The 26,775-nt window shown below is 72.3% G+C and carries 19 protein-coding genes and 1 pseudogene; 1 reads left to right on the top strand and 19 read right to left on the bottom strand.

The features are described 5' to 3' along the window. Positions 1-61: 61 nt before the first annotated feature. The 7 genes from ispG to BIV03_RS15010 all read right to left on the bottom strand — a co-directional run bounded on the left by ispG (position 62) and on the right by BIV03_RS15010 (position 7,309). Complete coding sequence (gene ispG, locus BIV03_RS15040; RefSeq protein WP_070419067.1) at positions 62-1,192, bottom strand: flavodoxin-dependent (E)-4-hydroxy-3-methylbut-2-enyl-diphosphate synthase; 1,131 nt, start codon at positions 1,190-1,192, stop codon at positions 62-64. Between the two features lie 74 nt (positions 1,193-1,266). Next, entirely contained in the window at positions 1,267-1,827 is a 561-nt protein-coding gene (locus BIV03_RS15035) for a cysteine hydrolase family protein (RefSeq protein WP_071296256.1), read from the bottom strand. Continuing rightward, on the bottom strand, positions 1,824-3,269 hold the full coding sequence (locus BIV03_RS15030) for a cytosine permease (protein WP_071296255.1): 1,446 nt from the start codon (positions 3,267-3,269) through the stop codon (positions 1,824-1,826). The genes BIV03_RS15035 and BIV03_RS15030 overlap by 4 nt, the downstream gene beginning before the upstream one ends. A 35-nt stretch (positions 3,270-3,304) precedes the next feature. After that, the gene (locus BIV03_RS15025) at positions 3,305-4,639 is read right to left on the bottom strand and encodes an RIP metalloprotease (protein WP_175475889.1); all 1,335 of its coding nucleotides are present in this window, start codon (positions 4,637-4,639) and stop codon (positions 3,305-3,307) included. A 127-nt stretch (positions 4,640-4,766) separates the two neighbouring features. After that, the gene (gene dxr, locus BIV03_RS15020; RefSeq protein WP_071296253.1) at positions 4,767-5,852 is read right to left on the bottom strand and encodes a 1-deoxy-D-xylulose-5-phosphate reductoisomerase; all 1,086 of its coding nucleotides are present in this window, start codon (positions 5,850-5,852) and stop codon (positions 4,767-4,769) included. Positions 5,853-5,854: 2 nt separating this feature from the next. Further along, positions 5,855-6,826 carry an FKBP-type peptidyl-prolyl cis-trans isomerase gene (locus tag BIV03_RS15015; RefSeq protein WP_071296252.1) on the bottom strand — a complete coding sequence of 324 codons (972 nt, stop codon included), beginning with the start codon at positions 6,824-6,826 and terminating at the stop codon, positions 5,855-5,857. A 6-nt stretch (positions 6,827-6,832) separates the two neighbouring features. Then, positions 6,833-7,309, bottom strand: a complete 477-nt coding sequence (locus BIV03_RS15010) for an OsmC family protein (protein WP_070419068.1) — start codon at positions 7,307-7,309, stop codon at positions 6,833-6,835. A gap of 34 nt (positions 7,310-7,343) precedes the next feature. On the opposite strand from BIV03_RS15010, the gene BIV03_RS15005 reads away from it, so the two are divergent. Next, entirely contained in the window at positions 7,344-8,336 is a 993-nt protein-coding gene (locus BIV03_RS15005; protein WP_071296251.1) for an asparaginase, read from the top strand. Between the two features lie 32 nt (positions 8,337-8,368). Here the strand turns inward: BIV03_RS15005 and BIV03_RS15000 are convergent, their stop codons facing one another. The 12 genes and pseudogenes from BIV03_RS15000 to BIV03_RS14950 all read right to left on the bottom strand — a co-directional run bounded on the left by BIV03_RS15000 (position 8,369) and on the right by BIV03_RS14950 (position 26,770). Beyond that, complete coding sequence (locus tag BIV03_RS15000) at positions 8,369-9,232, bottom strand: hypothetical protein (protein ID WP_071296250.1); 864 nt, start codon at positions 9,230-9,232, stop codon at positions 8,369-8,371. Between the two features lie 97 nt (positions 9,233-9,329). After that, the gene (locus tag BIV03_RS14995) at positions 9,330-11,114 is read right to left on the bottom strand and encodes an FHA domain-containing protein (protein ID WP_071296249.1); all 1,785 of its coding nucleotides are present in this window, start codon (positions 11,112-11,114) and stop codon (positions 9,330-9,332) included. Positions 11,115-11,117: 3 nt separating this feature from the next. Next, positions 11,118-11,186 (bottom strand): annotated as a pseudogene (locus tag BIV03_RS20310) (zinc-ribbon domain-containing protein); the annotation flags it as partial. After that, entirely contained in the window at positions 11,183-13,681 is a 2,499-nt protein-coding gene (locus BIV03_RS14990) for a transglutaminaseTgpA domain-containing protein (protein ID WP_071296248.1), read from the bottom strand. The gene BIV03_RS14990 and the pseudogene BIV03_RS20310, both read right to left, overlap by 4 nt. Beyond that, positions 13,678-15,093 carry a DUF58 domain-containing protein gene (locus BIV03_RS14985; protein WP_083403467.1) on the bottom strand — a complete coding sequence of 472 codons (1,416 nt, stop codon included), beginning with the start codon at positions 15,091-15,093 and terminating at the stop codon, positions 13,678-13,680. Before BIV03_RS14985 ends, BIV03_RS14990 begins: the two co-directional genes overlap by 4 nt. Continuing rightward, on the bottom strand, positions 15,090-16,061 hold the full coding sequence (locus BIV03_RS14980) for a MoxR family ATPase (protein WP_070416281.1): 972 nt from the start codon (positions 16,059-16,061) through the stop codon (positions 15,090-15,092). The genes BIV03_RS14985 and BIV03_RS14980 overlap by 4 nt, the downstream gene beginning before the upstream one ends. A gap of 98 nt (positions 16,062-16,159) precedes the next feature. Further along, on the bottom strand, positions 16,160-22,012 hold the full coding sequence (locus BIV03_RS14975; protein WP_071296247.1) for an Ig-like domain-containing protein: 5,853 nt from the start codon (positions 22,010-22,012) through the stop codon (positions 16,160-16,162). Next, positions 22,009-23,421, bottom strand: coding sequence for a serine/threonine-protein kinase (locus tag BIV03_RS14970; protein ID WP_071296246.1), 1,413 nt, complete (start codon positions 23,419-23,421; stop codon positions 22,009-22,011). The genes BIV03_RS14975 and BIV03_RS14970 overlap by 4 nt, the downstream gene beginning before the upstream one ends. A 129-nt stretch (positions 23,422-23,550) precedes the next feature. Further along, positions 23,551-24,372 carry a PP2C family serine/threonine-protein phosphatase gene (locus tag BIV03_RS14965; RefSeq protein ID WP_070416284.1) on the bottom strand — a complete coding sequence of 274 codons (822 nt, stop codon included), beginning with the start codon at positions 24,370-24,372 and terminating at the stop codon, positions 23,551-23,553. Positions 24,373-24,375: 3 nt separating this feature from the next. Beyond that, positions 24,376-25,284: a hypothetical protein gene (locus BIV03_RS14960; protein ID WP_071296245.1), complete on the bottom strand. Its 909-nt coding sequence runs from the start codon at positions 25,282-25,284 to the stop codon at positions 24,376-24,378. Between the two features lie 54 nt (positions 25,285-25,338). Further along, entirely contained in the window at positions 25,339-25,896 is a 558-nt protein-coding gene (locus BIV03_RS14955) for a hypothetical protein (RefSeq protein ID WP_139202004.1), read from the bottom strand. Positions 25,897-26,005: 109 nt separating this feature from the next. Next, positions 26,006-26,770, bottom strand: coding sequence for a YaaA family protein (locus tag BIV03_RS14950; protein WP_071296244.1), 765 nt, complete (start codon positions 26,768-26,770; stop codon positions 26,006-26,008). Between the last annotated feature and the right edge of the window lie 5 nt (positions 26,771-26,775).

Raw genomic sequence — 26,775 nt, 5'->3', positions numbered from 1 at the left:
CGACCTCTTCTGCTCACGAAAGCGCGCGGGCGCCCGCGCGCCCGCGCGCGCCCGCGCCCGCCTACGACGTGACGACGAGCGGCTTGCCGGTGCCGGCCGCCGGCCCCATCTCGTCGGCGAGACGGTTCGCCTCGGTGATCAGGGTCTCGACGATCTCGGCTTCCGGAACCGTCTTGATGACCTCGCCCTTGACGAAGATCTGCCCCTTGCCGTTGCCGGACGCGACGCCGAGGTCGGCCTCACGCGCCTCGCCCGGGCCGTTCACGACACAGCCCATGACGGCGACGCGGAGCGGCACGGTCATGCCCTCGAGCCCCTTCGTCACGTCGTTCGCCAGCTGGTAGACGTCGACCTGGGCCCGGCCGCAGCTGGGGCACGAGACGATCTCGAGCTTGCGCTCGCGGAGGTTGAGCGACTGCAGGATCTGCAGGCCGACCTTGACCTCTTGCGCGGGCGGGGCGGAGAGGGACACGCGGATGGTGTCGCCGATGCCCTCGGCCAGCAGGATGCCGAACGCCGTGGCGCTCTTGATGGTGCCCTGGAACTCCGGGCCGGCCTCGGTCACGCCGAGGTGCAGCGGCCAGTCCCCCGCCGCGGCGAGCTGCCGGTAGGCCTTCACCATGACGATCGGGTCGTTGTGCTTGACCGAGATCTTGAAATCGTGGAAGTCGTGTTCCTCGAACAGGGAGGCTTCCCACACGGCGGACTCGACGAGCGCCTCGGGCGTGGCCTTGCCGTACTTCTGCAGCAGGCTCGGCTCGAGGGAACCGGCGTTGACGCCGATGCGGAGCGAGACGCCGGCGTCCTTCGCGGCCTTGGCGATGGCGCCGACCTGGTCGTCGAACTTCCGGATGTTGCCCGGGTTCACGCGGACCGCGGCGCACCCGGCGTCGATGGCCTGGAAGACGTACTTCGGCTGGAAGTGGATGTCGGCGATGACCGGGATCTGCGACTTCTTCGCGATGATCGGCAGCGCGTCGGCGTCGTCCTGGCTCGGCACCGCCACGCGGACGATGTCGCAGCCGGACGCCGTGAGCTCGGCGATCTGCTGGAGGGTCGCGTTGATGTTCGTCGTCGGCGTCGTGGTCATCGACTGGACGGACACCGGCGCGTCGCCGCCCACAAGCACCTTGCCGACCCGGATCTGCCGGGACTTGCGGCGCGGGCTCAGGGTTTCGGGGACTTTCGGCAGACCGAGGTTCACTGCAGGCACGAGGTGCACTCTACGCGCTCCCGGTGACGCCCAGCCCCGCGCACGCGTGATGCTCAGACGACGGTGATCAGCGGCGCGTAGAGCCGCATCGCCGCGAGGGCGCGCTCGTGGTCCTCGTCGCTCGCCCCGGCGCACGCGTCCGCCACGACGGTCACCGTCGCGCCGGCGTCCGCGGCCGCCAGCGCGGTCGACAGGACGCAGCAGTCGGTGGACACCCCGACCAGGACGAGGTGCGGGTGGTCGCCGGTGACGGCCTGGAGGCGCGTCCCCCACTTGCCGAAGGTCGTCTCGGTGACGACGGGGTCGCGTCGGTCCGCCGCGGCCGTCGCGAACGGTTCGGTCAGGTCCCAGAGCGGGTCGGTGTCCGGCACGAGCGCGAACGACCAGTCCCGGTAGTAGGGCACCCAGGCACCCCGCGGGTGCTCCGGAGCGACGAAACGGGTGAACACCGTGCGGCCGGTGAACCGCGGGAGCAGGCGCTCGATCCCGGCGGCGGCGTGGTCGAAGCGCCCGGTGGCCCAGGGGCTCTCGCCCGTGAAGACCTCCTGCATGTCCACGACGACGAGCCACGCGTCGTCCGGTACCCCGGCGACGGCGGCCTCGACCGCGCTCATGCCTGCTCCTGCCGGCGGACCGAGCCGCGGGCGAACAGCAGGGTGCCGAGGAACCCGACGACGAGCGCCACGAGCACCCCGAGGTTCGCGTACGCCCAGGCATCGGTGCGCCCGCCGAGGCCGAACGGCTCGAGCAGGTACCCCTGCCAGTTGAGCCAGGACGGCACGCCGTACGTGTTCGTCACCAGGCCCCAGCCGAGCGCGGTCCCCACGACGACGAGGCCGACGGCGAGCCAGCGCACGTCGCCGTACCGGCCACGGCGGTCCTCGAGCTCCCGCTCGGCGTAGGGCGCCCGGCGGATCACGACGTCGGCGACGAAGATCCCGCACCACGCGGCGATCGGCACGCCGAGCGTCACGAGGAACGCCTGGAACGGCTGGATGAACGAGTCGGCGAAGAACACCACGTACACGGCGCCCGCCACCATGAAGACCCCGTCGACCCCGGCCGCGACGGGCCTCGGGATGCGGATGCCGGCGCTCAGCAGGGCCAGTCCGGAGCTGTAGATGTCGAGCACCGCACCGCCGACGAGCCCGAGCACCGCGACGAGGGCGAACGGGATGAGGAACCACACCGGCAGCACGGTCGTCAGCGCACCGATCGGGTCGGCGGCGATCGCCGTGTTGAGGTCCTTCGACGAGCCGGCGAGCAGGACGCCGAGCACGACGAGCACGATCGGCGCGAGCGCCCCGCCGAACGTGGTCCACCAGACGACCCCGCGGGTCGAGGCCGACCGTGGCAGGTACCGCGAGTAGTCCGCGGCGGCGTTGACCCAACCGAGGCCGAACCCGGTCATCACGAGCACGAGGGCGCCGACGACGTTCTGGGCGCTCCCGGCGGGCAGTGCGGCGATCGCACCGAGGTCGATCGAGGGCAGCGCGAGCACCACGTAGACGATCGTCAGCACCGCGGTGATGACCGTGATCCACGTCTGCAGTCGCATGATCACGTCGAACCCGGCGATGCCCGCACCGACCACGAGTGCGGCGACGACCACGAGTGCGACGAGCTTCGTCAGGACACCGCCGTCCCACCCGAGCTCCCGGAACACCGTCGACGTGGCCAGGACCGCCGCCGACGCGAGCGCGGTCTCCCAGCCGACGGTGAGGATCCAGCTGAGGAACGCCGGCAGCCGGTTCCCCCGGACGCCGAACGCCGCGCGGCCGAGCACCATCGTCGGTGCCGAGCCCCGTTTGCCGGCGATGGCGACGATCCCACACAGCAGGAACGAGAACGCGACCCCGATGACGGAGACGATCGTGGCCTGCCAGAAGGAGATGCCGAACCCGAGGACGAACGAGCCGTACGACAGGCCGAGCACCGAGATGTTCGCGGCGAACCACGGCCAGAAGAGGTCCCTCGGACGTCCCTTCCGGTCGGACTCGGCGATGACGTCGGTGCCCTGCCGCTCGACCGTGCGGACTTCCGGAGCTGTGCTCATGTGCGAAAGCGTAGTGCGCGGCCGAGACCTCGTCGCTACCCGAACAGGTTCACGGGGCGCACGATGTCGGCGTAGATGAGCAGTGCGCTCATGCCCGCGAGCAGGACCACGACGACCATCGTCAGCGGCATCGTCTTCGCGAGGTCGATCGGCCCCGGGTCCGCCTTGCCGACCAACTTGAAGGAGCGGCGCTTCACGGCCTCCCACAGGGCGCCGGCGATGTGGCCGCCGTCCAGCGGCAGGAGCGGCACCATGTTCAGGACGAACAGGCCGATGTTCAGCGAGGCGAGCAGCCCGAGGATCGTGTACGCCTTGTCGACCACCGGCACGCCGCTCATCGACGAGACCTCGCCGATCGCGCGGCCGACGCCGACGACCGACACCGGGCTGTCCTGCGACCGCTCCTGCGAGCCGAACGCCGCGTTCCACACCGCGACGAGCCGCTGCGGCAGGTCGATGATGAGGTGCGCCGACGCCGAGATCTGCGCCCCGGTGGCCGGCAGCACCGCGGCCGGCGACTGCCGCACGAGCGACTGGCCGATGCTCACGCCGACGACGCCGACCTGCTGCGTCTTCGTGCTGCCGTCGTCGTTCTTCGCGACCGTGCCGTCGGCGGTGTAGACGTCCCGCGTGGCGGTCGTCGGCGTGATGTGCAGCGTCTTCTCGGCGCCGTCGCGGGACACCACGACGGTGACGTCCTCGCCGGCGGACCGCTGGAAGACCTCGGAGACCTGGGCGATCGTCGGGTCCTGCTTCCCGTCGACCGAGAGCACGACGTCGCCCGACCGGATGCCGGCCTGCTTCGCCGGCGAGACGGCGTCCCCGGGGGTGCACGTCGTCGCCTGGCTCGTCGGCAGCACGCAGTCGACGCTCGACGTGAACGTGGTCGTCGGCGCACCGAACCCGACGAGCAGCACTCCGAACAGCACGATGCCGATCACGAGGTTCATCGCCGGACCGGCGACCATCACGATGATCCGCTTCCACGGGGTCAACCGGTAGAACGCACGCGAGTCGTCGCCGCCGGAGTCCGCGATCTGCTCGGCGCTCGCCTGCCGTGCGTCCTGCACGAAGGCGCCGTACATGCCCGTGTTCGTGATCGCAGTCGGTCGCCCGGACGCCCGCGGCTTGAGCATGCCGACCATCGAGATGTAGCCGCCGAGCAGGATCGGGCGGATGCCGTACTCGGTCTCGCCCCGCCTGAACGACCAGATCGCCTTGCCGAAGCCGAGTGAGTACTGGGTCACCTTGACGTTGAACAGCTTCGCGAAGGACAGGTGCCCCAGCTCGTGGAGTCCGATCGAGACCAGCAGGCCGATGATGAAGACGACCACGCCGAGGACGAAGAGCAGGACGGATTCGACGGTCACCGGGAAAGGGTACGGGACGGTTCCCATGACCGAGCCGAGCGCACCCTGGGAGGTGCGCCGCGCCTCCTGGACGGCCCGGTCCGTCTGCTCCCGCAGCCGTGCTGACGGACGGGAGGCGCGACTCGCCTCAGCGGGAGAGCATGCGGTCGGCCGCGGTGCGCGCCCAGCGCTCCGCTGCCAGCACGCCCTCGAGGGAGGGGTCCCCCGCCGTGTGCTCGTCGACCACGCGCTCGACCGTGTCGACGATGTCGAGGAAACCGATCGCTCCCGCGTGGAACGCGGCCACGGCCTGCTCGTTCGCCGCGTTGAACACGGCCGGGAACGTGCCCCCGAGCTGCCCGACGCGCTTCGCGAGGGCGACAGCACCGAAGGCCTCGTCGTCGAGGGGCTCGAACGTCCAGGTGCTCGCCGACGTCCAGTCGAGCGGCACCCCGACGCCCGGGACCCGGTCGGGCCACGCGAGACCGAGGGCGATGGGCAGCCGCATGTCCGGCGGCGACGCCTGTGCGATCGTGGAGCCGTCGACGAACTCGACCATCGAGTGCACGATCGACTGCGCGTGCACCGTCACGTCGATGCGGTCGTAGGGGACGCCGAAGAGCAGGTGGGCCTCGATGACCTCGAGGCCCTTGTTGACGAGCGTCGCGGAGTTCGTCGTGACCACGAGCCCCATGTCCCACGTCGGGTGCGCGAGCGCCTCGGCCGGGGTGACGTCCGTGAGGTCCGCGCGCGACCGCCCGCGGAACGGGCCGCCGCTCGCGGTGAGCACGAGCCGGCGGACCTCGTCCGTCGTGCCGGAGCGGAGCGCCTGGGCGATGGCGGAGTGCTCGCTGTCGACCGGGACGATCTGGCCGGGTGCCGCGGCGGCCTGCACGAGCGGGCCGCCCACGATGAGGCTCTCCTTGTTCGCCAGCGCCAGCGTGGCGCCGGACTCGAGCGCGGCCAGGGTGGGGCCGAGGCCGACCGACCCGGTGATGCCGTTGAGGACGACGTCGGCCTCGACGCTGCGGACCAGGCGTTCGGTGTCCGCGGCGCCGAACGCGGTGTCACGGACGCCGAAGCGTTCGGCCTGCTCGGCGACCACGGTGCGGTTGCTGCCGGCGGTGAGGCCGACGACCTCGAAGCGGTCGGGGTTGCGGGCGACGACGTCGAGTGCCTGGGTGCCGATCGAGCCGGTGCTGCCGAGGATCGCGATGCGCCGCTTCTGGCGCACGGTCAGCCCTTGGCGAGGATGTCGACGACGAAGACGAGCGTGGCGTTCTTCGGGATGCCCGAGCCCTCCTGCGGGTTCGCGCCGTAGCCGTCCTCCGGCGTGACGACGATGAGGACCTGCGAGCCGACCTTCTGGCCGACCAGCCCGGTCACGAAGCCCTTGATGAGCGAGCCCTCGGAGATGGTGAAGGTCGTCGGGACGCCCTTCGACCACGAGGAGTCGAACTCCTTGCCGGTGTCGTAGACGACGCCCTTGTACTGCACGAGCGCGGTGTCGCCGTCGGCGATGACGTCGCCGGTGCCCTGCTTGATGACCTCGGGCGTGGTCTTCGACGGTGCCGCGACGCCCTTGGGGATCGTGATCTCCGGCTCGCCGTCCGCCTTGTCCTGCACGGTCGGGAGCTTCGGGTCCTGCTCCTGGGCCTTCCCGGTGGCCTTCGTCGGGGTCTGCGCCACGACGTCGGCGACGACGACGATCTCGCCGCCGGTGTTGAAGCCGAGCGCCGACGACTCACCGACCGCAGCGATGCGGTCACCGACCTTCGAGCACGCCAGGAGGGCGCCGAAGCCCGAACCGCCCACCGAGAGGACCTGCGGGTTGCCCTGGTCGAAGCCGACCGTGCCGAGCTTCTTCGCGTCCGACGCCTGGTACACGCTGTACGAGACCTGCGCGTAGTCGCCCTCGTCCAGCGAGGCACCCTTGCCGCGCACGACCGTGCTCGCCTGGGGCTTGCTCGCGGTGAGGCCGCCCGTGAACTTCACCGTCGGTGCCGTGCTGCCGCCGAACGCGCCGGACACCGTGATCGCCTTCGACGCCGAACCCGGGTCGGGGCAGGACGTGATGGCCGCGGCGGTCGCGCTCGACGACGCACTCGGGGTGGCGGTCGAGTCGCTCGACCCGGATCCGGAGCACGCGGCGAGTCCCAGCACGACGGCGGGGACGAGGGCGATCGGGAGGAGACGCAGACGCTTCACGAGGACCTAGTCTGCCGCACGGACCTTGGTGTGCGGGACGTGGTGCACAGGAAAGGCCACCGAGCGTGCGATGAAGCAGAGGCTGTTCGCAGTGGCGTGCGCGGCCTCGGCGTCGGCGACGCGGTCCGCCTCGAGGATGGTGACCACCGGGTGCAGCGTCGCCTCGGTGAGCTCCCCGGAGCCGTCGCGGTTGAGGTTGAGGCTGGCCGTGGCGCGGTCCTCGTAGTCGACGACGGTGAAGCCCTCGGTCACGGCGACGTGGAGGTAGCTCAGCATGTGGCACTGGGCGAGGGACGCGACGACGAGCTCCTCGGGGTTCCAGCGGTCGCGGTCCCCGCGGAACGTCGGGTCGGCGGAGCCCTCGATGCCGTGCTTGCCCGCGGCGCGGACGTCGTGGTCGCGCCCGTAGTCGCGGTAGCCGCTCGTTCCGGTGCCGCGGTCGCCGGTCCAGTGGACGGAGACCTCGTAGGAGTGGTCGGACACGGTGGGCTCCTCACAGGATCAGTACGATTGCGGCATGACGGTGCTCTCCGACGTCCACACTGACCGCCATCCTCTCACCGCCGAGGGGTCGGTCGAACTGGCGGTCCTCGACCGCAACGGGTTCGACGAGAGCCGACACGTCGGTGCCGGGGTCGTCGTCGCCGCGGACGGCACCGTGATCGACGCCGTCGGTGACGTGCAGGCCAGCGTCTACCCCCGCTCCACGATGAAGCCCTTCCAGGCGCTCGCGGTCCGCCGTGCCGGAGCCGTGTTCTCCGACGAGGAGCTCGTCCTCACCACCGCGAGCCACGCCGGCACCCCCGCGCACCAGGCCATCGCGCTGCACATGCTCGAGTCGTACGACCACGTCGAGTCGGACCTCGGCTGCCCGCCGGACATGCCGTTCGACCGCGCCACCGCCCGCACCATGACCGAGCCGAGGCGCCTCGCGATGAACTGCTCCGGCAAGCACGCGGGCATGCTCGCGGCGTGCCGGGTGAACGGCTGGGACGAGGAGACCTACCTCGAGATGGCGCACCCGCTGCAGCAGCGCGTCCGCGAGACCGTCGAGGAGTTCACCCACGAGACCGTCGACGTCGTCGGGACCGACGGGTGCGGGGCCCCGGTGTTCCCCCTGACGCTGGCCGGACTCGCCCGGGGCTTCGCCGGTGTCGTCGCGCGCGCCGAGTCCGACACGGCAGCGCTCACCGACGCGGTGCTCGACCACCCGTGGGCCATCGACGGCATCGGACGGGCGAACACGGTGACGATCGAGCGACTCCGGGTGCTGGCGAAGCTCGGTGCCGAGGGCGTCATGGTGATGGGCCTGCCCGGTGGTGCAGCGGTCGCGGTCAAGACCCTCGACGGCGCGCAGCGGTCCGGGACGCTCGCGGCCCTCACGCTGCTCGAGCGCAACGGCATCGTGGACGCGGCAGGGGTCGCGGACGTCATGGCGGCCACGGGCGAGCAGGTGCTCGGTGGCGGGGTGCCGGTGGGGACGCTGCGGGCGGGGTCCGGGCTGCGCTGAGGGCGGGGTCGTGGGAAGACCCCGTGCCGGGGTCATCCGGGTTCGTCCAGCTGCAGTTGCGGGAGTGCCGGTGCCACGGGGGTACCCCGCCGTTCGTGCGGGTGTCGGACGGTGCATCCGTGGCGGGTGACCTCGACGGCGACGTCCCAGTGCCGGGGCAGGACGCTGAGGCCGGGTACGAGGACCACGGTCGTGCGGGTCGGCGGGCACGCCCGGTCCGGGCGCTCGGGGCTCGCTGCGTGGGCTGGGCCGTTCGGGCTCCCTGCGCGGTCTGCGTCGTCGGGATGCGCTGCACGGTCCGGGTGGTCGGCCTTCGCTGCACGGGATGCGTGGTCGGGGCTCGCTGCGTGGGCCGGGCGGTCGACGACGACCGCGGCCGTGCCGGAGGGCATCGCCGGGCAGTGATCGGCCCCCGCAGCCACCACCGCGCGCGCTTCGGCACCGCACGCGGCTCGGACCTCGTCGTCCGGACCGGCCGCGGCGCGGACCTGCGACACGACGGCCCGGAACACCGCCAGCGCGAGCACGCCGGACCCGATCACGACGATGTGGGGCCGCGACCGGTCGTCGACGGCGACCTCACGGCCGTTCGACGCCGTGCCGAGGACGATGGGCCGCCGGTGCGTCCCCGTCCCGACGGTCCCGTCCACGGGGCCCGACTGTCCGGACGGTGTCGGCACCAGGACCACCACGTCCGCCACGTCCGCCCCGCACTCGGCGCCGCGGGAGCGACGGACCCTGGTCGCGCGGACCACGAGGACGTCGAGCACCGCGCAACACCCCGCCGCTCCGAGGAGCACCGCGCGCGACGGCCACTCGACCGGCACGACGAGCCCCACCACGAGCAGCACCACCGCTGCGCCGACCAGGGTGCAGCGGGCGGTGAAGGGGGTCATGCCTCCAGAGCACCACATGGCCCCGGGGCCCCGACGCTCAGCCACCGAACTGTGGAGAGCACTGACGATCACACCGCTGTGGAGGACTCCCCCGCCGTCACTGCACGAGGAAGAACTGCTCCCCGATGTCGACGCGAGCGCCGCGCTCGACCCGGTACCGGCGGCCCGGCTCGCAGCGACGGATCGACCCGTCGATGTGCCGGACGACGGTGCCGTTGCCCGAGAACCGGTCGGACACCCACAGGTCGTCGCCGTCGCGCCCGAGCTCGAGGTGGGTCTTCGACACGGACTTGCCCGGGTCGTGGACGGTCAGCAGGTCGTCGAACCGTTCCCCGGGCTGGGGGCGCGGGAGTCGTCCGACGAGGCCGGTGCCGTGCACGCCGAAGCGCTCCCCGGTGCTGAAGTGCAGCACGAAGGGCGCGTGGGTCGGGGTCGCGGAGACGATGCGGGTCTCGTCGACGTCGTCCTCGAGGTCGCCGTCGGCGCTCGTCGGAGCGTCGGTCGTCGAAGGAGCCGGGCGCACGGCATCGTCCGCCCCGGGCAACGGCGGCAGCGGCGCGGCCATCGGTACTCCGATCGCGCCGCTGTCCTGTGCTGAGGGTGCCGACGACGGGACGGTCGCGGAACCGGGAGCGGGCGGGACGAAGGGTGTGCCGACGGCTGGTGACTCGGGCTCCGGGGCCGCGTGCAGACCGCGCGGTCGGGGCGGGGTGTCGCCGGCCGGTGCACCGTCGCCGCCACCGTTCACCCACGAGGGGAGCACACCGGCGGAGCCCTCGGCGCCGTCGTCGGCGACCGCAGGCTCCGGCAGCGCATCGTCGTCGCGCACGACGTCCGGAGCAGCGTCGTCCGACACCTCGGCGACGTCGTCGTCGGTGACCTCGTCATCCGGAGCGTCCGCCGCGTCGTCCGGAGCGTCAACCGCGTCGTCGGGAGTCTCGGCGGCGTCGTCCGCCGCCCAGTCGGGTCGGTCCATCGGGAGCGGCACGATGGGTCCGGTGAACGCCGCGGTCACTGCGGGCCGCACGGCGCCGCACTCAGCACAGAAGATGTCGTCGGGCTCGAGACGGTGCCCGCACACGTGGCACGTCGTCGCCTGCGAGCCCGGAGTGACCAGCGGTGCCGGGCGCGGCGGGCGTCGGTCGACCAAGGGCTCGACGACCGCGGTGTCACCGGGCTGCGGCGGGGAGACGACCGCGTCCGGAGCACCGGCGGTGTCGGGAGTCGCGTCCGCGGCGTCCGCAGCGGAGTCGTTCGCAGCCGTGGATCGTCCGACCCACCACGAGGGCCCGGACGGCGCCGGTGCAGCGGCCTGCTCTGCTGGCGGCGCCCAGCGCTGGGCGGCTGGGCGCTCGGCGATGCGGGTGACCTCGGGGTCCTCCCCCTCTGGCGACGAGACGGACTTCGCGTCCGCGTCGGCGACGGCGTCGGCGTCGGACGGGTACGCGTCCGGGTCGAGCGGCGGCTCGGGCGGCTGCGGGGTGAACGGCACCTCGGGCGCACGCGGAGCGATCGGCTCGTCGGTCTGGGACGGCTCCGACGGCTCCGCCGGACGGGCGGGCTCCGACGGGCCGACCCCACCCGGCTGCTGCCCGGACCAGTCGGTCAGCCCGGAACCGCTCCCGTGCACGTGGCTCGGTGCCGTCCGGGGCGTGAAGTCGTCGGGACGCTCGACCGGCACGGCCGCGGGCTGCTGCTCGCCGCCACGGTCCGCACCCGTCAGCCAGGCACGGGTCGCGGGGTCGAGGGTCGATTCGGGCAGCCAGGCTTCGGCCGCCGGGTCCTGACGGCGTCCGTGCAGGTCCGGCTGCTGGAGCGGGGGCGGCGGTGCCTGCTCGACGGGGGGCGTCGCGACCGGGCGCCGACTCGCCGCAGCGGTCACGGCGCGTCCGCACTCACCGCAGAAGATGGCTCCGTCCGGGAGCGTCGATCCGCAGTGTTCGCATCTGATCACGTGTTCCGCCTGTCCTCACTCGGCCGTCCACGACGCTCGCCGGCCTGCACGCCATCGTAGTCGCGCCCTCCAGCGGCTCCCTGGCCACCTGTGGAGCGTCCGCCCCGGACCGTCACCGCGGAGGCGACCGATGCCCGCGCAGACCGGGTGGCGTCCACGACGCGGAGCGAGCGCAGGGACACCGCCGCGCGGATCCGTTCCTTGCGGGTCCGACCGGCCCGCAGGCTCGTGATCGCGTCGTCCGTCGCCGACCACATCCGGTCGGCAGCGGTGCCGTCGGCCTCGCTCGGCCCGAAGACGGACCGGTCGGCCAACGCCGCGAGTCCGGTGCCGCCCTCCCCCGGAGCTCCCACGACGGCCTCGCGGCGGGTCGCTGCCCGCGCGACGTCGTGACCCCGGTCGACCAGGGCGTCGCGGTACTCGTCCCACGCCCCGACGATCCGTGCACGTGGCGTCGGGGCTCGGCGCCGGCGACGACGACGGATCCGTTTGAGCAGCACGATGACGCCGAACGGCAGCAGCACGAGCGCGGCGAGCCCCAGCACCGCGAGCGCCCACGGCAGCACGGCGAGCAGGATCTGCAACCAGAGCGGCTGCACCGGCGGCGTGTTGCGGTCGCTCTGCGGCGGCGCCTGCTGCGACTGGTCCTGCTGCTCGGCCGGGGGCGGCGGCACGACCGTCTCCGGGCGCGTGACCGGCTGCGGCGTCTGCTGCTGCTCGTCCGGGATCTCACGGACGGCGGGGTTCGGGTCGATCATGACCCACCCCCACTGCGCCGTGTCGACCTCCACCCGCGCGGTGACGTCGGACCCGCGGAACGTCGTCGTCCCGCCCGAGGTCGCGCTCCGGCCCGCTCCGCCGCCCGCGTCGCCGCCGGCGGTGAACCCCATGACCACGCGCGCCGGGAAGCCGAGCTGGTCCGCCATCAGCGCCGCCGCGGCGGCGTACTGCTCCTGGTCGCCGATCATCAGCGGCGACGTCAGGAGCTCTTGGATGCGATCGGCACCGTGCCCGGAACGACTCGCTCGGTCGTCGCCGACGCCGTGGCTGACGTACCCGTTGCGCTTGAGCGCCTGCACCATCGCCACGAGCTTCGCACCGTCGGTGTCGGCATCGTCGGAGTAGGCGTCCACGGTGTCCCGCACCGCGTCGGGGACCGACCGCGGCGTCGGCACCGAGGCGCTCCCCGGGCGTGCGGACGCGAGCTGCTCGTCCGTCGGTTGGTCCGGCACGACGGCGGTCAGGTCGTACCGGGTTCCTTCACCGACACCACCGACGACCGCTCCGGTCGCGGTGGAGCCGTTGTAGAAGAACGCGCCACGCTCCTGCTCGGCCCCGGACCCGGTGAAGTCGACCCGCTCGAGGTCACCCACCGTCGGCAGCCACACCCCGCTGTACCCGTCGACCCGGACGCCGACGCGCACGGTCGTCCCCTCGACGCCCCGGACGTCGACCGAGGTCGGGACGCGCTCGAAGGTCCCGGACGCCGTCGATCCGTCCGACCCGCCGACGCGGTAGACGACCCCGTCGTAGGTGTCGAGCGTGGCGATCCGGACGAACCCGTTCTCCGGCAGCCCCGTGACCGTGAGCTGCGGCGTGTTCGACGCGGTGTCCTCCTCGTAGGCGCGGAAGCCGCTGAGCGGACTGACGTAGTCCCGCGGGTCGAACGGCTTCACCACGTCGGTCCGGGCGACGGTCCGGCCGACGGACGGCGGAGCGACGAGCCCCAGTCCGGTCGCGACGACCGCCGCGGCGACGATGGTCCCCGTCCCGACGAGCGCCGGCCGGATCACCGAACGCGCCACCGGCACGCGGGACCCGATGGTCGTCGCGACGGCGACGGCACGCCGCGCGTGCCGCACCGTCAGCGCCCACACCAGCGCGATCCCGGTGAGCGCGACGGCCGTCACGATCGACGTGTCGAGACGACCGGGTCCGACGACCACACCGGCCGCGAAGACCACCAGCGCCGGGATGCTGGCGAGTTCCTGCCTGGAGGCGCGGGTCGCCACGCTCACGCCGGTCACCGTGGCGACGAGCAACGTCGCGAAGTATGGCACGAGCAACGACTCGTAGGAGCCGACCGGCAGGCTGATGGTCACCAGCTGCTTCCAGCCGAGGGCGACGCCGGCGAACAGGTCGACCAGCCCCTGGCCGGTCGGCAGGATCCCGTTCGCCTCACCCGGCACCGCTGCCGGCACGCCGGTGAGCGCGAACGCTGCGACCGTGGCGACGGCGACGACCGCGGTCGGCAGCCGGAACACCGTGCCCAGGAGCGCGACGAGCGTGCCGAACACCACCGCGGTGACGGCGGCGACGATCATCGCGTCGTCGCGGTAGACGGGCCACCAGGCGACGCTCGCGACGGCGAGGACCAGCCACACCGCGAGCGTGCCACCCACCAGCCGGAAGGGTGAGAGGCGGCGAGCGACACGGCGGGCATCGCGCCGGACCGTCTTCCGTGCCCGGGTGTCCGGGCCCGCTGCGACGCTCATGCGGCCGACGCCGATCGGTGCAGTGCGTGGCGGAGGTCGTCGAGGTAGCCGATCGTCATCACCGTCAGGCCCGCCACACGCAGGAACCGGGGCTGGGCCTCGGGCTCGCAGATCACCGCGACGACCTCGACGCCGACCGGGAACCGCGTCGCGGCCAGTCGCAGCGCCGGCAGCTCGACCGTCGAGCCCACCACCAGGAAGGCCACGGAGATGCCCGCGGTGTCGGTGCCGACGATGCGCGCGACCTCGGCGATCGGCAGGCAGGCGTCGGCGAGTCCGACGGACGCGAAGTCGTCGAGCAGGCGGGTGGGCGTCACCGTGGGCAGCGGGTGCACGGCGTACACGGGGCGCTTGGCGAACTCCGGCGTCCGCTCCGACACCACCACGGTGACCTCGCGGCCGTCGCGGATCGCGCGTGCGCCGAGCGACGCTGCTGCGCTCACCGCGAGCTCGAACTCCTCGTCGTCGGCGAACTCGGCACGCGAGAGGCCGAGGGCGACCACGAGGTGCGACCGGCGGGTGTCCTCGAACTGGCGCACCATCAGCGCACCGGACTTCGCCGTGGACTTCCAGTGGATCGTGCGGGGGTCGTCACCGGGCATGTACTCCCGGATGGCGTGGAAGGCGATGTCGGACGGCGACAGGTCGGTCGTCGCCTGCCCCTCGAGGTCCCGCACCAGGCCGGTGCTCGTCGACGGGATCGCGATCGTCCGCGGGTGCACGATGACCTGCTCCCGGGCCGTCCAGACGATCTCGCGCCGGACCAGGCCGACCGGGTCCGCTCGCACACCGGTCACCGGACCGACGTCGAGCACGCCGCGCCGGACCGTCGGGACCGGGACCTCGCGCTCGAACGTGCCGCGCGGGCCGATCGACGGGATCGCCACGTCCACCAGCCCGGACCCGACCGGCACCTCGACCGTCGTCGGGACCGAGGGGAACCGCACCGGGTTCTCCGCCGTCACCACCACACCGGCGGCATCGCCCACCGCCACCCGGTGCTGCGGCAGGCGCATCCGGATCACGAGCCTCGAACGGCCGATGAGCGCGACCGCAGCGACGACGACGAGGAGCGCCCCCGCGAAGCCCACGACGACGACCTCGCGCAGGCCGAACCGGTAGCCGAGCACGAACGCGACCAGCGTGAGCGCCGCGACCGTCCACCCGAGGCCGGTGACCACGGACGAGACCTCTGCCCACCCACGCTTGACGAGCCTCCAGGCCGTCGACCAGGCCCTGGCGAGACCGACGACCGCGTCCGCTGCCACGCCGTCCCGGTCGCCCACCAGGCGCGTCCGGACGTTCGTGAGGCCGGCGACCGTCCCGGTGCGCTCGTAGGCCGTCGTGCCTCGACGCGACCGCGTCGAGGACGGACGGCGCGAGCGCGTCGAGACGGGCCGGCGGTCGGTCACGACCCGGCCCGGTCCGCCGGCGGCGGGGTCTCGACCAGCAGCTGTGCGATGACGCTCGTGGCGCTGACGCCGTCGAACTCAGCCTCGGCGTCGAGGACCAGGCGGTGCGCGAGGATCGGCACCGCGAGTGCCTTCACGTCGTCCGGCGTGACGTAGTGGCGACCGGCCAACGCCGCGAAGACGCGGGACGCGCGCATCAGGCCCATCGCACCGCGGACGCTGACGCCGAGCCGGACCTCGCTCGCCGACCGGGTCGCGTCGACCAGTCGGGCCACGTAGTCGGCGATCACCGGGTCGACGTGGACCGAGCGCGCCAGCGTCGCCATCTCGGTGATCGTCGCCGCGGGCACGACACTCGCGAGCGGCACCGAACTCGACGGCGCCGACGACGTCTCGAGGATCTTCACCGTCGCGGCGTGGTCCGGGTACCCGATCGACGCCTTCATGAGGAAGCGGTCGAGCTGGGCCTCCGGCAGGCGGTACGTGCCGGCCTGCTCGACGGGGTTCTGGGTCGCGATCACCATGAACGGCGCCGCGAGTCGGTGGTTCACGCCGTCGACCGTGACGGCGGACTCCTCCATCGCCTCGAGCAGGGCCGACTGGGTCTTCGGGCTCGCACGGTTGATCTCGTCAGCCAGCACGATGTTCGAGAAGATCGGGCCCCGGTGGAAGTCGAACTCCTGGGTCTTCTGGTCGTAGACGCTGATGCCCGTGATGTCGCCCGGCAGCAGGTCCGGCGTGAACTGGATGCGGTTCGTCGAGCCCTGCACGCTCTGGGCCATCGCCCGCGCCAGGCTCGTCTTGCCCGTGCCGGGGACGTCCTCGAGCAGGAGGTGCCCCTCGCTGAGCATCGCCGTGACCGCGAGGCGGATCACGAACGTCTTCCCGAGGAGCACCTGCTCGACGTTGGTCACGATGCGGCCTGCGACGTCGGCGAACCAGGTGGCCTGCTCCGGGGTCATGCTCATGCGGTGTCGTTCCTCGTTCTCGGGGATGGTCGGTTGCCGTCGGGGGAAGTGATCGGGCGAGCGCTACTGGGCAGCGTAGGGCGTGTCCCGTGAGTTGCTCAGTTGCCCGCCGCGTTTCCGGAGTCAGCGGGCGCCGGAGCGACGGCCGCCAACGGTGAGTAGTCGCCGTTCGTCGTCAGCGCCCCGTTGTCGTTGAAGGTCACCTCTGCGCGTACTCGGACCGACTTCGCGGTGAAGAGCAGGTCGTCCGGCGGCTGTGGAGCGGCAGCACCCGCGTCCCACGAGTCCGTCCGCGGGAAGCCGCTACCGTCGTCGGTCGAGTACCAGTAGGCGGTGTACCGCACGGACACCGCCGAGGACGTCGGCCCGCTCACCGTGATCGACTTGGTCAGCTGCGCGCTCGTCACCGAGGACGTCGCGTCGAGCGCGGCGATGTTCGCGGTGTACGAGGAGCCGTCGTCCGTCGTGCAGAAGTTCGAGCCGGGGCTCCCGCACGCGCGCAGTGTCATCGCGACCGCGACGTTCCGGGCACCGTCACCGGGCACCCCGCTCCACCGTTGTCCGGGCTGCAGCGTGATCGGAGCGCCGCCCACCTCCAGCTGGTAATGGTCGACCGGGGTCGTCGGAGCGGCGACGACCACGTCCGGGGTCGAGGAGCTGTCCGACGTGAGGAACACCGCAGGGGTCGAGGTACCCGAAGGACGTTCGTACGTCTGGGTGGTCGTCGTCTGCGCGTTGCAGAAGTAGCCGTTCCAGACGGTCACCGAGTAGGTCGCCGTCCCGCCGCCGACGCCGGAGTCACTCGCGGGACTCGTCTGGCCGAGCGAGCCTCGGGCGGTGCAGTCGCTCTGCGCGCCACGGAACGCGTTGTAGGAGCCGCTCGTCCCGCCGGCGAGGTCGGCGGCGCTCCACGTGATGGTGACCGACGACCTGCCGTCCCGGTCCGGGTTCTTCCCCGCCACGGCGGAGAGGTTGGTCGGTTTGCCCGGCACGCCCACGGCCGAGCCGGTCGCCGAAGCCGAGTTCCACTGCACCACGGTCCCGTTGCGGTCGGCGCCGTTCCGGGCGGACACCGTCACCGTGTACTGCGCCCCGCTCTGCGCCCCCGTGAAGGAGGTGTTCGTGGCCGTACCCGTGCTGCGTGTCGTCGAGAGATCCGGCCCCTCGATCGAGACGACGTAGTTGTCCACGGCGCTGCCGTTGTTCGGCGCCGCGACCGCGTTCCAGGTCACGTCGAGCTGGTTCGGCGTGCTCTTGCTCGGGGTGACGCTGATGCCGGTGGGCGGCGCGGGGACGAAGTCGGCGCTGATCGGCGCGGAGTTCGCGGAGGCGGCCGAGTCGCCGACGGCGTTCGTGGCCACGACGGAGAACTGGTACGAGCCCTTCGGGTCGAGCCCCTTGATCGTGCAGACCGTCGCCGTACCGCAGTCCTTCGACACCCCGTTCGTGCCCTGCAGGCGGTACCCGGTGATGGGCGAGTTGTTCGCCTGCGGCGTCGACCACGTCAGGGTCGCCTGCCCGCCTTCGTACGAGCCGGTGCGGGTGGGGGCGCCGGGTGCGTCCGGGACGTCCTGCACCGAGATCGTCACGTCGCCCCACACGTACCGGTCCGGATCGTCGGTGGCGTCGGCGACCTGGTACTGCAGGTGCGTGTCGACGGGCTTCGCACTGTCGGAGACACTGACCTGCAGCCGCGACTTGTCTGCGCTCGGCGTGACGGTCACGCCGCCGGGAAGCCCGCCGCCGAGGCCGCGGATGTTCACGACGCGCAACCGCTGGCCAGGGAACGGGTTCGTCGGTTGGTCGTTGGCGAGGACGTCGATCGTGGTCGTCTGGCCACGCTTCGTGACGGACTTGTCCGCCCCGGGCTGCACGAGCGGCCGCGTCGAGGCGACGACGTCGACGCTCACGACCCCGGACCGGCCGGCGTTGGCGTCGTCGGCGACCCCGATGCCGATCGAGGCGGTCGTGTTCTTCTTCGCGGTGTCGGCGACCTTGATCGTCAGGTTCTGCCCGCTGATCGTGGCGGTGGTGCCGTCGCTCGGCTTGCTGACGACGGAGTACTTGAGCTCGGGGAGGTCCTGCGGGTACGGGTAGTCGGTCAGCTTGCTGAGGTCGATCACGCGCGACTCCCCCGGCTGCATGTCGACGGCGGAGCCGGTGAACGCTGGCGGCTGGTTGGACCGGGGCGTGACCTTGACCGGCAGCACGAGCGTCGCGACGCGTCCCTTGCCGCCGTTGGCGTTCGAGCCGTCGGTGACCTCGAACGAGATGGAGGCGTTCCCGTAGTAGAGCTTCGACGAGGTGAACTGCAGCGTCGAGGAGTCGACGACGAGGCTCTGCCCGTTCGCGTGCGTCGCCTTCACCGTGCCGCGGTCGGTGATCTTGGCGGTCTGCCCGTTCGCTGTGACGACGTACTTCGACAGCGGGATCCGGACCGTCGCCTCGCTCTTCACCGTGATCGCACCGGCGGTCCGGTTGACCTGCGGCAGGGCGTCGTCGAAGCCGGGCACGTGGATGAACCCGTAGGAGACGATGTCCGGGTGGTCGACGCGGGCGACCGAGAACGGGATCACCTGCGAGTCGTCGGAGAGCCGGACGACGATGCGCCCGTCGTCGGTGGTGCGGGCGTTGTCGCCGTACCCGTCGACGACACCGACCTTCAGGTCGGCCGTGGTCCCCTCGGCGAAGAAGACGTTCTCGAGGACGTCGACCGTGACGCTCTGCCGGTGCAGGATGTCCTGCAGGTCGAGCGTGGTGTCGTCGACCTCGGGCCGCAGCGGCTGGGCGTCGGGGTCGACCGTGACGGTGAGGAAGGCCGTGCTCGCTCCGCCGTTCTCGTTCGTCACCGTGTACAGCACCGCGTAGTCGCCGTTCTTCGCGGTCTTCGGCGGTGTGACCCGGATCTGCTGCTTCTGCAGGATCTTGGCGGAGACCGACTCGGCGGTGGGCTCGGCCTTCGTGACGGTGAGCTGCCCACCCTCGGGGTCGGAGTCGTTCTGCAGGACCCGGACGGTCACCGAGCCGCCGGGCCGGATGGTCACGTGGTCGGCTTCGGCGACGGGGTTCGACGCCTGTTCCGCGCGGGGCGCGATGCCGACACGCACGGTGCCGGTCGCACGGGCGCCGAGCGCGTCGACGACCGTGTACGTGAACTCGTCGGTGCCAGCGGAGTAGTCGCCGGCCTCGTACGTCAGCGAGTCGGACGACACGTCGGCGACGGACCCCTTGTCGGGGTTCGAGGCGACACCGACGAGCTGCACCGAGTCACCGTCGGGGTCGATCCCGTTCAACGGGATGGACACCCGGACGGACTGCCCGGCGACGACCCGCGCGGTCACCGTCTGCGGGACGGGCGGGTTGTTCGTCGCGGCGTCCTGCTCGCGCACCGAGATCGAGACGGTCGCGTCGGCGTACTGGCCGTCGGGCCCGGCGACTCGGTACACCGCGGTGTAGTTGCCCGGGGTCTTCGGGGCGAGGTACCGCAGGTGGTCGCCCGAGACGAACAGCAGGCCACCGTCGCCGGGGACGTTCTGCACGAGGTCGGGCTGCAGCGTGAGCGGCTCCCCCTCGGGCTGGGTGTCGTTGTCGAGCACGTCGATGTTCGCCACGTCGCCGACCCGCACGGTCGCGGCGTCCGGCTGCGCCACTGGCGGCTGGATCCGGTCCGGCTTCGGGATCTCGACGACCGTTATCGTGCCGGTCGCCGAGGCGAGTCCGTTCGTCTCGGTGTAGCCGAAGGAGACCGGACCGTCGAGCGGCGCGGTGAGTGTGACCCGGACGGTGTGCTGGTCGAGGATGCTCGCCTCGACGCCGGAACCACGGCCCGGACCGTCGAGCGCGGTCACGAGCAGTACGCCGCCGGCCGGGTCGATGTCGGTGGCGGTGACGTCGGTGTCCTTCGTCGACAGGGTGTTGACGAACACGGTCTTCGGCGTGGTGATCGGCGCGGTCGAGGCGTCCGGCGGCGCGAGGATCGTGACGCGCACGATGCCGCTCGTCGTCTTCGTGCCGTCGGTCACGGTGTACTCGAGCTGGTGGTCCCCCGCGCCGGCGCCCTGCACGCGGAACGTGCCGGAGTCGTAGCTCGGGGTGATGGTGAGGCCGGTCGACGACGACACGCTCGTGAGCGTGACGGTGCCGTTCCCGCCGCGGACGTGGTCGAGCGGGTCCACCGTGAACGCCTTGCCCGCGTACCCCTGCACGGGGAACGGGTCGGCGTAGAGCGGCACGCTGCCCTGCTTCGCCACGTGGACCGTGACCGAGCCCCGACCGTCCGCACGCCCGTCGCTCACGACGAGCTGCACGGCGCGGTCGCCGGTCCGCGCGCTCGCGTTCCGGTAGTCCAGCAGCCCGTCGGGCGTCGTCGACACACGGTCCCCGTCGGCCGCGGTCGCCGACTTGAGGTACACCGGGTCGCCGTCGGGGTCGACCCAGTCACCGAGCACGTTCGAGACGACGTGCCCGTTCTGCACGACGTCGGCCGAGGTGTCGCGGACCTGTCGGGGCGGGTCGTTCTCGGAGTCGGGGCGGACGGTCACCCGGACGGTGGCGGTGTCCGACCCGCCGTTGCCGTCCGTGATCGTGTACGGGAAGGAGACGGTCCCGGTGGCGCGGCCGGACAGCGTGATCTGCAGGCGCTGGCCGTCGCCGACGATCGCGACGTCGCCGACGGCGTCGTCGATCTTCCCGACCTCGCTCACGACGATCGGGTCGCCGTTCGGGTCGTAGTCGTTCAGCAGGACCGGGAGGCTCGTGGTGCGTCCCGGACGAGCGCCCAGGTCGTCGTCGACCGCCACCGGCGGCTTCTGGTCCTTCTCGACCTCGGGGTCGTCGTCGGACACCTGCTCCTGCTGCTGGTCCTCGTCCTTCTTGATGAGGTCGGCCCAGTTGTCGATGAGCTGTCCGCTCCGGTCGATCGCCCAGGAGCGCCCGCTCTGCGGGTCGTTCGCGACGACCGTCTCGCCGTTGTGCAGGATCTGCAGGTCCCCGGTGCCCGCGGTGCTCGCGAGTCGCTGCAGGCCGGACCCCTTGCAGGTGTCGATCGCCTGCCCGCCGGCCCACGCCGCGTACGTGCAGGAGCCGACGACCATCGGTCGTGCCGCACGACCGGAGACCTGCATCGCAGTGTTGCTGACGTCGCCGGATGCCGAGACACGGACGAGCCCGGCGGTGCCGGCGACGACGACCTCGGACGAGCTGTCCGTCGAGTGCTGCAGGGCGGGTGCACTGCCGACGCGGTCACCGAGGTCGACCGTGCGACCGTCCACCGACATCCGGCCCGAGCTGCGGTCGAGCACGGCCAGGTGGTCCCCGAAGGACGCGACCTGGAAGTCGTCGGCGCGGTCCATCTTCACCGTCCACCGCTTCGCGACCGTCGGCGTGGTGCCGACGTCGACGAGTGCAGCGGTGCCGGTCTTCGGCGAGTAGACGGCGACGTGGTCGTCCGAGGCGTCGAAGACGGCGTCGGCGCCGAGCGTCAGGTCGGCCTTCGTCGACGCGTCGAACTCGCCGAGGTCCTTCGCCGGGGTCGCCCAGAGCTCGCCGGTGTCCCCGTTGCCGATGACCGCCGTGGACCCCGCGAAGAAGACCTGCGGCGTCCCGGCCGGCAGCGTGACCGGGTCGGCCACCGTGGCGTCGGCCACGTCGACCTTCGCGACCGTGCCCTTCGTCTCGTCGACGCTGTAGACCGTGGAGCCGCGCTGCAGGACGGACAGGTCGTCGCTCGCGGTCTCGACGGCGGTGTTGAGCTGCAGGACCCCGGTGTTCGCCCGGCCGACCGCACCGTACTCGGCGGACGGCACCCACACGGTGCCGTCACCGAGGTCGACCCGCTGCGTGTGGTACCCGGTCGACGCGATGGCCGCGGTGGCGACGACCGCGCCGACGACGACCGAGGCGCCGACCGTCACCGCTGCGGACCGGTGCTTGGCGAGGAACGCCCGGATCACCCGGCGCTCCCGATCGTGGCGCACTTCTGGGCGCTCGCGACCCCGGTCTTGCCGTCACGGTTGACCGCGACGGCGATGCACTCCTCGTCGCCCTTCTGACCCGAGACGACGAAGCTGGTGCCGGTCTGCTGGCTCGCCGCACCGTTCGACGAGATGACGTAGGTGTCCCCCGTGCGCAGGCCCGGGTCGGCCCAGGTGAAGGTCACGGACGACGGTGACGGCTCGGCGCGCACGTCGGCGACCACCGGGATCGCGCCGGAGCCGAGGCGACCGATGACGAGCACGGTGGCGACGGCGAGTGCGGCGACCACCACGACCGCGATCGAGGTCGCCCAGACCAACGTCGACCGCGTGCGGCGGCGGGCGCGCGTGACGGAGCCGGTGCGGTGGACGGTGCCGACGCTCTGCGCCGCGGCCCCCGCCGATCCGCCCTGCAGCGCCTTGCGCGTGCGCCGACGTGCACCCACGCGGGTCGGGGGCTGCAGCTCGCGGATCATCGTCCGGTCACCGTGCGGTGTCGGCGTCGCGACGGCCCACGCCTCGACCGCGACGTCCGCCGAGGTCTGCGGGATGCCGAGCTCGGCCTCGACCTGCTGGAACCCACGGACGAGCTCCATGACGGTGGACGGCCGACCGGCGACCTTGCGCGACATCGCGGATGCGAGCAGCCGCTCGAGCGACGGCGGGACGTCGGTCCGCCCGGTGGGCTTCACACCGCCCTTGTCGATGCGCCCCATGAGGTCGGCCGCGCCGTTCTTGCCGCCGCGGACCTCGAAGGGGCTCCGGCCCGCGAGCAGGGAGAAGACCGTCGCCGCCAGCGAGTAGACCTCGGACTGGATCGTGCCGCGGGACTCGTCGATGAGCACCTCGGGCGCGGACCACGGGATCGACATGCCGATCGGCTCGTCGGGGTCGGCCTCGCCGATGGTCGCCGCGATGCCGAAGTCGGACAGTACCGGGTTGCCGTACGCCGTGAGCAGGATGTTCGACGGCTTGATGTCGCGGTGCAGCACGCCTTCACGGTGCGCGGTCTCGAGCGCGGATCCGATGCGGATGCCGATCGCGAGGACCTCGGACACGGGGATCGGCTCACGGCGGTACCGCTCGCTGAGGGATGACGAGCAGAGCTCCATCACCAGGTACGGCCGGCCGTCGGAGGCCACACTCGCCTGGAACACCGTGAGGATCGACGGGTGCGTGCTGAGTCGCGCCATCAGGTTCGCCTCGGCCTGGAACATCTGCCGGACGCGGTCGTCCACGACCTCGTCGAGCAGGACCTTCACGGCGACCTGCCGGCGCGGCATGTCCTGCTCGTAGAGGAAGACGTCCGCGAAGCCACCGGAACCGAGGACGTGCACGGGGCTGAAGCCCGCGATGACGGGCGGGGTGGACGGCAGGCGTCGCGCCATCGTCCCCTCCTCCCCGGCCGAGCGGCCAGCTCTCTCGTCACGGCCATGCCATTGTACGAACCGTGGGTGACCGACATTCCGCACACTGCGCGCAGCCCGAGGTCACCCGTCCCCCAGTTCGGGGGGCACTCAGTGCCGCGGCAGCGTGTCCTCCACGTCGCCGTCGTCCGGGGCGTCGTCCACCTGGAGGACGACGACCGTCACGTTGTCCCGACCGCCCGCGACGACCGCGTCGCCCACCAGACGCTCGGCGAGGTCCTGCGCCGCCGGCACGCGTGCGGCGATCCGGGCGATCCCGGCGTCGCCGAGTTCCTTGGTGAGCCCGTCCGAGCACACGATGTACCGGTCCCCCGCACGGAGCGGCAGGGTCCACCAGTCCGGCTCCGGCGGTTCGCCGAAGCCCACGGCCCGTGTGATCACGTTGCTGTCCGGGTGCCGCTCGGCATCCTCGGCGCGGAGGAGGCCGGCGTCGACCATCTCCTGCACGACCGAGTGGTCGACGGTGACGCGTCGGAGGACGCCGCCCTCGATCCGGTAGGTCCGGGAGTCGCCGACGTTGAAGACGAGCGCGGCCGGCTGTCCCTGCGCGGCGACGAGCGCGATGCCGGTGACGGTCGTCCCGGCGCCGATCGCGTTGCCGCCCGCTGCGCGCTCGATGTCGGCGGTGGCGAGCAGGAGCGCCCGCTGGATGGACTGCCGCGTCGTGAACGCGCTCTCCGTCGCCTGCTCGAGGCGGCGGACCACGGCGTCGCTCGCACGGTCACCCGCGAGGTGGCCGCCCATTCCGTCGGCGACGACGAAGAAGGGCGCCCCGACGATGTAGCTGTCCTCGTTGTGGTCACGGCGCCGACCGACGTCGGTCGCGGCTCCCCACGAGAGCGTCAGGGTGGCGCCGTCGGCACCGGGGACGTCGATGGCGTGCGCAGTCGCTGCTCGGCCGAGTTCGGTCACGTTTCAGGATCGCTCTCTGGGGGTTCGGGGCGTGCCGGCGGGTGGGTCGGTCGGCCACGTGGGAAGGGGTGGGAGGTCCCTCGACGACGGTGCGACCCGCAGGTGTGGCGAGAGGACCTCGATCACGTTGCCGTCACCGATCTCGACAACCGTACCCGTCAGCACGACGTTCGACGCACCCGCCGGCATCCGGAACGGCGCCGACCCGGCGGGCCGCACCACGGTCCCGTTGGTGGACCGGAGGTCGTCGACCACGGCGGCTTCGCCCTCGGCGTGCAGCATCACGTGCGACGACGACACCTGGCCGCTCGACGACGGGACGGACACCAGTTCAGGAGCCGGACCGCGCAGGATCCGCGGCAGCGCGGGCCGCCGGCCGACGATGACGGGGTGGTCGAGTCGGATGACGCGGTCGCCGATCCGCACGGACGGCACCCTGGTCGTCGGTGCGGGGACGTCGGACGGGAGGCGCGGCTCGCCCCCGACGGGCGTCCCGCCCTGGGTGGTGGGGTGCGTCCGGGCCCCGACCACGGTGTCGTCGATCGACCCGTCCCCCGGGCGCGGCGCACGACCGGGCCGCAGCACCGTGTCGTCGAGGGAACCGGTCGCCGGAGCGGCAGGCGCACCCGGCACGGGCGGCACCGGACGGATCACCGTGTCGTCGATGTCCTGCGCTTCCGAGACGCCGTCCACCACCGGCGCGGGCGGCAACGGCGGCACCGGACGGATCACGGTGTCGTCAACCAAGTTGGTGGCCGGAGCAGCCGGGACTCGGGACGCACCGGGGACGGGCGGGACCGGACGGATCACGGTGTCGCCCAACAGGTCGTCCACCGACGCGTGCACCGGTTCGTGGGACGCGGCGGCGCGGGGTCGACGGACGACCGTGTCGTCGATGTCGTCGTCGCGCACCCGAGCCCTCCAAGCGTGGTCGAGACAACCGTAGACGATCCTGTCCGCCGACCGTCATCCACGGTCCCACGCGGGACCGCTCCCCGCCCGGACCGAGCGCAGCACCAGGCCCGCCAACGGATCGTCCGCCCGGGTGTCGAGGGCGTGCTGCGCCCGCGTCTGTGCCCGCGCGGCGGACCCGAGCGCCCAGGAGCACCACGCCGCCACGGCCAACGCCCCCGCGGCGCCGGCAGCCGAGTCGGCCGACGGGTCCTCCGCACGCCAGTGCCGCCAGGCATCGGCGCACCGGTCACCCGCGGTCCGGAGTCGCGCCCGGTCCGGCTCGGGACCGAACCCGCACAGCGCCGGCGGTGTCGGGTCGGAGAAGGGGTCGAAGGCGGCCACCGCACGGGGCTCGATCGGCCCGGGCTCGGCGAGGAACCGGATCACCGCGAGCCGGGTCGCCAGTGCTCCGCACGCCGTGACGACGGCGATCGACGCACCACGCGACGACGGTGCGTCGCCGGGCGCGACGAGGGCCGCGCAGGCGGCGGGGAGGGTGACGGCGGCCGCGATCTCGCGCGGGTAGCGCACTGCGGCGTCGGGGTGGCTTCGTGTCGTGACGGGGATCATGCACGTCATCGAAACGCACGCCGCGCCTCCAGGACCCGCCGACGTGGGCACCTGTGGAACGCGACCCGCCCCACCCGTCCTGTGGAGGACGAGCGGGGCGGAACCGGGATCAGACCGTCGCGGGCTCGAGGCTCTCCGCGACGAGGTCCCACGAGCCGTCGTGCTCCTCGAGGACGACACCGTGCGCGCCGGCCCAGTCGAGCAGCTCGGCCGTCGTCGTGGCCGCTGCGCCCGTCCGGGCGAGGAGCGCGACCAGGCGACCCTTCGCGGTCTTGTTCCAGTGGTTCAACGCCTTCCGCCGACCGGATCCGTCGACGCTCACGACGCGCGGGACGACCGCGCCGGCGACGGGGCCGAGTTGCCGGTACCCCTCGGAACGCAGGTCGAGCACGAGCCCGTCCGCCGTGTGTGCCGCGAGCACCCGGGCGGACGGCTCCGGCCAGTGCGACGCGAGCCGGACAGACCCGAGCCGCGAGTCGTGGGAGAGCCGGTAGGCCGGGACGAGATCGCCACCGCGGACGGGACCGAACATCGCGGACTGCACGACCACGTGCTCGAACCACCACGCACGCGTCGCGGCGTCCGCGTCGAGCGAACCGAGCGGGTCGTAGAGCACACCCGTGTACCGGTCGATCGCCGGCATCGTGCCCGACGTGTCGAGCTCGAGGTTGCGGAACCGCTCCCCGATCGACTTCGGGCCGAGCTTCAGGGCCGTCCGGGCCGAGGACTCCTCGGAACTGACGGAACGGGCCGCGGTGATCACCGCGGCCCGTTCAGCAGCCAGTTCCGGGAACGACAGCGCACGCAGGTCGAGCGTGCGGTCCGTGTCCCCGCCCTCCCGCTTCGTCTCCGAAGGCGGGAGGAGGACGGTCAGTCCGG

The sequence above is a fragment of the Curtobacterium sp. MCBA15_016 genome, assembly GCF_001865105.1.
Classification (GTDB): Bacteria; Actinomycetota; Actinomycetes; order Actinomycetales; family Microbacteriaceae; genus Curtobacterium.
This window is presented reverse-complemented; position numbering and strand designations above follow the sequence as displayed.